General features: G+C 75.0%; 8 protein-coding genes. 6 read left to right on the plus strand and 2 right to left on the minus strand.

Going from position 1 to position 7,433, the window contains the following annotated elements; genetic code table 11:
- Positions 1–382: 382 nt before the first annotated feature.
- From CNO22_RS24265 to dapF, 3 genes are read left to right on the plus strand one after another with little or no spacing between them, the layout of a single operon-like run.
- Complete coding sequence (locus CNO22_RS24265) at positions 383–1,096, plus strand: class III extradiol ring-cleavage dioxygenase family protein (RefSeq protein WP_100501822.1); 714 nt, start codon at positions 383–385, stop codon at positions 1,094–1,096.
- Positions 1,093–2,016 (plus strand): tRNA (adenosine(37)-N6)-dimethylallyltransferase MiaA, encoded by a 924-nt coding sequence (gene miaA, locus CNO22_RS24270; protein ID WP_100501823.1) that lies wholly within the window; start codon positions 1,093–1,095, stop codon positions 2,014–2,016. The genes CNO22_RS24265 and miaA overlap by 4 nt, the downstream gene beginning before the upstream one ends.
- Positions 2,013–2,882, plus strand: a complete 870-nt coding sequence (dapF, locus tag CNO22_RS24275) for a diaminopimelate epimerase (protein WP_232807317.1) — start codon at positions 2,013–2,015, stop codon at positions 2,880–2,882. The genes miaA and dapF overlap by 4 nt, the downstream gene beginning before the upstream one ends.
- Before the next feature lie 103 nt (positions 2,883–2,985).
- Here dapF and CNO22_RS24280 read toward each other — a convergent pair whose 3' ends face one another.
- Positions 2,986–3,216, minus strand: a complete 231-nt coding sequence (locus tag CNO22_RS24280) for a hypothetical protein (protein WP_100501824.1) — start codon at positions 3,214–3,216, stop codon at positions 2,986–2,988.
- Positions 3,217–3,384: 168 nt separating this feature from the next.
- Between CNO22_RS24280 and hflX the strand changes: the two genes are divergently transcribed.
- From hflX to CNO22_RS24295, 3 genes are read left to right on the plus strand one after another with little or no spacing between them, the layout of a single operon-like run.
- A complete protein-coding gene (hflX, locus tag CNO22_RS24285) occupies positions 3,385–4,875 on the plus strand; it encodes a GTPase HflX (protein WP_100501826.1) in 1,491 nt (496 codons plus the stop codon).
- Positions 4,876–4,933: 58 nt separating this feature from the next.
- The gene (locus CNO22_RS24290) at positions 4,934–5,665 is read left to right on the plus strand and encodes a phosphatase PAP2 family protein (protein WP_232807318.1); all 732 of its coding nucleotides are present in this window, start codon (positions 4,934–4,936) and stop codon (positions 5,663–5,665) included.
- Entirely contained in the window at positions 5,637–6,692 is a 1,056-nt protein-coding gene (locus CNO22_RS24295) for a hypothetical protein (protein WP_198588573.1), read from the plus strand. Before CNO22_RS24290 ends, CNO22_RS24295 begins: the two co-directional genes overlap by 29 nt.
- 173 nt (positions 6,693–6,865) lie before the next feature.
- Here CNO22_RS24295 and lexA read toward each other — a convergent pair whose 3' ends face one another.
- Positions 6,866–7,192, minus strand: coding sequence for a transcriptional repressor LexA (gene lexA / locus CNO22_RS24300; protein ID WP_232807319.1), 327 nt, complete (start codon positions 7,190–7,192; stop codon positions 6,866–6,868).
- Positions 7,193–7,433: the final 241 nt, after the last annotated feature.

The raw sequence follows: 7,433 nt of genomic DNA on the forward strand, positions 1-7,433 counted from the left end.
TTGTTAATTCGTTGGTTGATGGTTTGTATTTTGGTTTTATTTAATTATACTTGATCAAATGGTATCTAAACGGTCGGGGTCGTCTGCAGAGGCAGGAGTGGATAAGAGACAGGTGGCGGGGGTCTCGGATGCGGGGGTCTCGGGTGCGGGGGTCTCGGCCGCCGGGGCCGCTGCAGCGGGGGTCTCCGGCGCGGCGGACCCCGCGGTCGGGTCGGCGAGAGCGGCGTCGCCAGGGGTGGGTGCCGCCGTGGTCCCCGCCTCGGGGGCGACCGCCTCGGATCCGGCCGTCGGCGGCTCGGGCAGCTGCTGCGCGGGGTTTCCGGCGTTCTCCGTGCTCGACACGGTTCGGAGTGTCCCACGACGCATCCGGGACACTGCTGCGGTGAGCTCGGTCCCGGCCGCACCGTCCCGCACGGCACCGCGGGCGGTCGCCTTCTGCCCCTGCCCGCCGCTGCTGGTGCCCGCCGTGGCCGGGCGGGCAGCTGCGGACACCGCCGTCCTGCGGGCGGCCTGCGCGACCGTGGTGGACGCGGTGCTGGCCACCCACCCGGAGGTCGTCGTGGTCGTCGGTGGCGAGGACGGCTGCGGGCGATTCGGCGACGGCGACGGCGGGGACCTGCGCGGCTACGGTGTCGACCTCGACGTCCCCTTCGCCCGCCACGTCCGCCCTGGCGGGCGCCGCACCCCGCTGGCGCACACGATCGGCGCCTGGCTGCTGCACGAGGCCGGGTACGACGGCCTCCGCCTCGGTGTCGGTCCCGGCGACCTCGCCGACGCCCTCGGCGACCTGCCCGGGCCGGTCGCCGTCCTGGCGGTGGGGGACGGCTCGGCCCGGCGGTCGCTCAAGGCGCCCGGCCACCTCGACCCGGCGGCCGAACCGTTCGACGACGCCGTCGCCGCCGCGCTGGACGCCGCGGACCCGGGCGCCCTGGCCGCGCTCGACCCCGCGGAGGGCGCCCGGCTGCTCGCGACCGGCGTACCCGCCTGGCGGGCGGTCGGCGCCGCGCTGGCCGGCTGCGAGGTGAGCGGCCGGCTGCACGCGCACGAGGCGCCCTTCGGCGTCGGCTACCTGGTGGCCGACTGGAGCGTGCGGTGACCGCTCTCCCGCCGGTCGTCGCGGTGGTGGGCCCCACCGCCACCGGCAAGACCGCCCTCGGGGTCGCGCTGGCGCACCGGCTGGGCGGCGAGGTGGTCAACGCCGACTCGATGCAGCTCTACCGCGGCATGGACATCGGCACCGCCAAGCCCGACGCCGTCGAGCGGGACGGCGTGCCGCACCACCTGCTCGACGTGTGGCACGTGCGGCAGGCGGCATCGGTGGCGGAGTACCGGCAGCTGGCCCGCGCCGAGGTCGACCGGCTGCGGGCGGCCGGGGCGGTGCCGCTGCTGGTCGGCGGTTCCGGGCTCTACGTGCGCGCCGTCCTCGACGAGCTGGACTTCCCGGGCACCGACCCCGCGGTGCGGGCCCGGCTGGAGGCCGAGCTGGCCGAGGTGGGTCCGGAGGCGCTGCACGCCCGCCTCGCCGCCGTCGACCCCGCGGCCGCGGCCGCCGTCCTCCCGTCGAACGGACGGCGGATCGTGCGTGCGCTCGAGGTCGTCGAGATCACCGGCGGCCCGTTCCGGGCGACGTTGCCCGAGCCGCGGCCGCACTATCCGGCGGTGACCGTCGGACTGGACCGGGAGCCGGCCGAGCTCGACGACCGGGTCGCCGCGCGGGTCGACCGGATGTGGGCGGCCGGCTTCGTCGGTGAGGTGGAGGCGCTGGCCGCCGACGGCCTGCGAGAGGGGCCCACGGCGTCCCGGGCGCTGGGCTACGCGCAGGTGCTGGCCCAGCTCGACGGAACCCTCACCCCGGACGAGGCTCGCGAGCGGACGGTCTCGACCACCCGCCGCTTCGTGCGCCGGCAGCGCTCCTGGTTCCGCCGCGACCCGGCGACCACCTGGCTCGACCCCGCCCGCCCCGACCTGGTGGAGGCGGCCCTCGGGGTGATCACCGCTCGTACCCTGGACCGGTGAACGCGCACCGGGTGCTGATCGGCCACGGCACGGAGAACGACTTCGTCGTCCTGCCCGACCCCGACGGCACCGGCTGGCCGGAGAGCCGGCTGGACGCGGCGATGGTGCGGCGGCTGTGCGAGCGGCGCGCCGGCCTCGGCGGGGACGGCGTGCTGCGCGTCGTCCGCAGCGCGCACGTGCCCGACGCCCCCGCCGTCCTCGGCGAGGCGCTGGCGCGGTGCGAGTGGTTCATGGACCACCGCAACGCCGACGGCTCCACCGCCGAGATGTGTGGCAACGGCATCCGGCTGTTCCTGCACGTGCTCGTGACGGAGGGCCTGGTCGAGCGGGACGCCTGCGCCGACGGCATCTGGGTCGGCACCCGCGGCGGCCCCCGGCGGGTGGGGGCCGCGGCCGACGGCGGCTACTGGGTGGACATGGACCCGGCCCGACCGTTCGGCGTCGGCACCGCCGAGCTCGGGGGCGCGGCGTTCCCCGGCCGCGCGGTCTCGATGGGCAACCCGCACCTGGCCTGCCTCACCGACGTCGACGTCGACACCCTCGACCTCACGACGGCGCCGGCGGTCGACGCGCAGCTGTTCCCGGACGGCGTGAACGTCGAGTTCGTCAACGTCCTGGAGGCCGGCCGGCACGTACGGCTGCGGGTCTCCGAGCGCGGGGTGGGGGAGACCCGCTCGTGCGGGACCGGCGCCTGCGCCGCGGCGTGGGCGGCGCTGGAGGCCGCCGGCGCGGCGACCGGCACGGTCACCGTCGACGTCCCCGGCGGCCGGCTGGGCGTGACCGTCGACGAGCGGACGACGGTGCTGTCCGGCCCCGCGGTCGTGGTGGCGGCCGGCGAGCTGACCCCTGAGTGGCTCGGGAGCTGACCCCGGGGGCTCGCTGTCCGGCCCCTTGGTGACGTGCTGGAACGGCCCCTCTGCAGGGGCCCGCGCCGAGCCCGCGAGGCGTGGGGGGCAGAGGGGTCCTGTTTCAGTCCCGGGTGTTCTCCGTCTCCTGCGGGGACTCCGGCACCATCGACTGGCCGGCGATGCCGGGGCTGCCCTTCGGCTCACCGCGGCCGCTGTCCTGGTCCGGTCCGCCGGTCGTGCTGCCCAGGCCACCGGACAGCGGGTTGCGCGGCGGGTTGAGGCCCTTGGGGTCCCGGCCCGGGTCGTCGAGCTCCTCGTTGGTCCCGGCTGCGCTGCTGCCCGTCTCGCTCATCTCGAGCCTCCTCGGAGTGTCGGTGGTCGTCTCCCGCCCTACCCGGTCGCGACCCCGCCACGCGTGCCGGGATGGTCTGCCGCGACCGCGGTGTTGTACCGGGCGATGACAGGACTGCAGGAGACAACTCGGATGCCCCAGGACCTGGGGTCTGCCACGCTGGAGACGATGACGACCGCACAGAACCGCGCCGTGCTCGACGACGCCGAGGAGCGCGCCCTGCGTGCCGCACCGGCGCCCGCCGAGGAGACGTCCCGTCCCGACGGGGGATGGGACGAGCCGGACGACACGACCGGCTCCTACGCCCTGGAGGCCCGCGGTGCGCTGCGCCGCATCGCCGGCCTGTCCACCGAGCTCGCCGACGTCACCGAGGTCGAGTACCGCCAGCTGCGCCTCGAGCGCGTCGTGCTGATCGGGGTCTGGACCGAGGGCACGCAGGCCGACGCCGACCGCTCGCTGGCCGAGCTGGCCGCGCTGGCCGAGACCGCGGGCTCGCAGGTACTGGAGGCGGTGAGCCAGCGGCGCGACAAGCCCGACGCGGGCACCTACGTCGGGTCGGGCAAGGCCGCCGAGATCCGCGACATCGTCGCGGCCGCCGGCGCGGACACCGTGATCTGCGACGGTGAGCTGACCCCGGGCCAGCTCAACGCGCTGGAGAAGATCCTCAAGGTCAAGGTGGTCGACCGGACCGCGCTGATCCTCGACATCTTCGCCCAGCACGCCTCCAGCCGGGAGGGCAAGGCGCAGGTCGAGCTGGCCCAGATGCAGTACATGCTGCCGCGGCTGCGCGGCTGGGGCGAGTCGCTGTCCCGGCAGGCCGGTGGCCGCGTGGCCGGCGGTGGCGGCATCGGTACCCGCGGACCGGGTGAGACCAAGATCGAGACCGACCGGCGGCGGATCCGCGCGCGGGTGAGCAAGCTGCGCCGGGAGATCGCCGGCATGGCCACCGCCCGGGCCACGCAGCGCTCGTCCCGCGGGCGCAACGCCGTCCCCAGTGTGGCGATCGCCGGGTACACCAACGCCGGCAAGTCCAGCCTGCTCAACCGGCTCACCGGTGCCGGCGTGCTGGTCGAGAACGCGCTGTTCGCGACCCTGGACCCGACGGTGCGTCGGGCGCAGTCCCCGGACGGCCGCGAGTACACGCTCACCGACACGGTCGGCTTCGTGCGGCACCTGCCGCACCAGCTGGTCGACGCCTTCCGCTCCACGTTGGAGGAGGTGGCCGCCGCCGACCTGCTGCTGCACGTCGTCGACGGCTCCGACCCCGACCCACTGGGGCAGATCGAGGCGGTGCGCGTGGTCCTGGGCGAGATCGACGCGGCGTCGGTCCCCGAGCTCATCGTGGTCAACAAGGTGGACGCGATGAGCGAGGACGACGTGCTCACCCTGCGCCGCGCCCTGCCCGGCGCGGTGTGGGTCTCGGCCCGCACGGGCGTCGGCATCGAGCAGTTGCGCGAGATCGTGGCCGCCCGGCTGCCGCACCCCGACGTCGAGGTCGACGTGCTGGTGCCCTACGACCGCGGCGACCTGGTCGCCCGGGTGCACCGGGACGGCGAGGTGCTCAGCGAGACCCACGAGGCCGGGGGCACCCGGCTCAGCGCCCGGGTGGACGGCGGCCTGGCCGCCGCCCTCGAGGGGTTCGCGGCGCCGGTCGCCTGACACGCCCCCTCGGCCGAGCGAGGTCACGGTCAGGTCACGGCCCGGTACCGTGGCCGGCGTGACCAGCGGCGCGGTACGGCGGCGTCCCGGGGCCTCCCCGCTGGACGCCGCCGGCACCGACGTCCCCGTCGGCCGCCCGTCGCGGTGGTCGCTGCTGGCCGCTCTGGTGGTCACCGTCGTGGTGACCGTCGACCTGCTCGGCCGCGGCGTGCTCGAGCGGATGGACCTGCGGGTCTCCGAGGTGGTCAGCGCCTGGGACCTCGAGGACTCGGCCGCCTACTGGCCGGTGTGGGCGGTGACCCAGCTCGGCGGGCGCGGCTTCATCCTCATCGTCCTGGCCGGGCTGGTCGGCTACCTCGGGTGGCGGTTCCGCACGGTCGTGCCGCTGGTGCGGGTGCTGCTGGCGCTGGTGCTGCTGACCGTCGTCGTCTACTCGTTCAAGTACGGGACCGGCCGGACCGCGCCGGCCTACCCCGGCTCGTTCTTCCACCGGGACGGCGCCTCCTACCCCTCGGGGCACGTGGCCAACGCCGTGCTCATGTGGGGGGTCGCCCGCTGGCAGGTGGTGCAGTACCGGCTGGCGGCGTGGGTGCAGCGGACCGCCCGGGTGCTCAGCGTCGCCGGCCCGGTGGCCACCGGCGTGGCCATGGTGTCCCTGGACTTCCACTGGGTCACCGACGCCGTGGTCGGGGCGGCCGTCGGCCTCCTGCTGTTGGGCGTGGTTCACCTGCTCGACGCGGTCGTGCTGTCACGCTGGGTCGGTGCCCGAGCTGGCCGGTCGTCCGCGTAGCGGGGCCGCGGGGCGACGTCTGGCAGCCGGGACCGGTCTGGCGCTGACGCTCGTCCTCGGTCCCGCGCTGCCCGCGTCCGCCCAGCCGGCCGACCCGGCCGCACCCTCGACCCGCTGCCAGCTCACCGACCCCCGGCTGCCGGAGGTCTCCGGCCTGGTGGAGGTGGGCGACCGGATGCTGGTGCACAACGACGGCGGGGACTCACTCGACGTCTACGTGCTCGACGGGACCTGCGCGGTGGTCACCGTGCACTCCGCGCCGGTGGACCCCTACGACCCCGAGGACATGGCGCTGGCCGTCGACGGGACGGTGTGGCTCGCCGACACCGGCGACAACGCCGGCACCCGGACGACGGTCGCGCTGCTGGCCCTGCACGCCGACGGCAGCAGCTCCGTCTACCGGCTGGCGTACCCCGACGGCCCTCGCGACGTCGAGGCGCTGCTGCTCGCCCCCGACGGGACGCCGTACCTGGTCACCAAGGAGGTGCTGGGCGCCAGCACGGTGTACCGGCCGGTGTCCGCGCTCGTGGAGGACGGCACGGTCGGGCTGACCGAGGTCGGCGGCGTGGACCTCGTGCTGACCGGGACGCCGGGCGGCCCGGTCGGCCGCGCGGGGCAGCTCATGGTGACCGGCGGCGCGGTGTCGCCGGACGAGCGCTGGATCGCACTGCGCACCTACACCGACGCCTACGTCTGGCCGCTGACCGACTCGGACGTGGCCGGCGCGCTGGCGGCCGAACCCCGCCGGATCGCCCTGCCCGAGGCCGCCCAGGGCGAGGCGATCAGCTTCACGGGGGACTCCTCGGCCCTCGTCGTCGCGGGGGAGGGGCTGCGCAGCGACGTCACCGTGGTCCCGTTGCCGGCCGAGGTGGCGGCCTCGTCGGCGACGGCGTCCGCGGAGGGCACGGTCTCCGGCCTGCTGTCCGGCGACGACGGGCCGCCGCCGATCGCGGCGGCCGTCGCGGCCGCCGTCGTGGCCGGCGTGCTCGTCTGGCTCGGCGGCAAGCTGGTGCGCCGGCGCGACTGAGTCGCCCCGGGTCCAGTCGCCGCCGCGGTTGCCGGCCCGCGACCCGCGCCGCGGGGCTCCGGCCGCACGCCCGCGCCTCGCGACTCAGGTCGCGCGACCCCGGCTCGGAGCGGCTGACGACCGCGGCGTGCGCCGACCGCCGGCGCGACCGTCGCCACACCGGCGGGAGCGGGTCAGACCCGGCGGAGCACCGTGACGACGCGGCCCAGCACGGTGGCGTCGTCACCGGGGATGGGCTCGTACGCAGGGTTGTGCGGGAGCAGCCACACGTGGCCGTCCCGCCGCTTGTAGGTCTTCACCGTCGCCTCGCCGTCGATCATGGCGGCGACGATCTCGCCGTTCTCGGCGGTCGGCTGCTGCCGCACGACGACCCAGTCGCCGTCGCAGATGGCCGCCTCCACCATCGAGTCACCGGTGACCTTGAGCATGAACAGCGTGCCCTCGCCGACCAGCTCGCGGGGGAGCGGGAAGACGTCCTCGACCGCCTGCTCGGCCAGCACCGGGCCACCGGCGGCGATCCGGCCGACCAGCGGGACGTAGGTGGGGGCGGGGGTCCCCTCGGCGCCCCCGCGCCCACGGTGGTGGCACCCGCCGGCGCCGAGGCACCGGTCCTGTCGTTGTCTCTTATAACCATCTCAGAACACAAAAGACCGTACTAGAAATCATACTCCTGTCTCCACTTGAAAAAACAACACAGTACAAGTCAAAAAGACAACAAATACAAATACGTACACATTCAAA

The organism is Geodermatophilus chilensis (genome assembly GCF_002802985.1).
Classification (GTDB): domain Bacteria; phylum Actinomycetota; class Actinomycetes; order Mycobacteriales; family Geodermatophilaceae; genus Geodermatophilus; species Geodermatophilus chilensis.

Bases quoted from the DNA above. Each gene is read 5' to 3' on its own strand.
- CNO22_RS24280 (WP_100501824.1), bottom strand. From the start codon at position 3,216: ATGAGCGAGACGGGCAGCAGCGCAGCCGGGACCAACGAGGAGCTCGAC.
- hflX (WP_100501826.1), top strand. From the start codon at position 3,385: ATGACGACCGCACAGAACCGCGCCGTGCTCGACGACGCCGAGGAGCGC.